Raw genomic sequence first — 213 nt, forward strand, 5'->3', positions numbered from 1 at the left:
GCTCGGCAGCGGGCGGCGGCTTTCCCCAGTGGAATTGCAACTGCGACAACTGCCGCGGCGTTCGCGACCACAGCATCACCGCCATGCGCCGCACGCAGTCCTCCATCGCCGTCAGCGATGACGGTAAAAACTGGGTGCTGTGCAACGTTTCCCCGGACATTTGCCATCAGCTGCTGGCCTCGCCCGAATTGAACAATCCCGACGTGCTGCGCG

Annotated in this window: 1 pseudogene; it reads left to right on the top strand. The window is 63.8% G+C overall.

What is annotated here, in order from left to right:
* A pseudogene (locus MMS95_RS24205) lies at positions 1 to 213 on the top strand (pyrroloquinoline quinone biosynthesis protein B); the annotation flags it as partial.

Origin of the sequence: Serratia sp. PGPR-27 (assembly GCF_022678525.1) — a bacterium.
In the GTDB taxonomy this organism is placed as follows: Bacteria; Pseudomonadota; Gammaproteobacteria; order Enterobacterales; family Enterobacteriaceae; genus Serratia; species Serratia nematodiphila.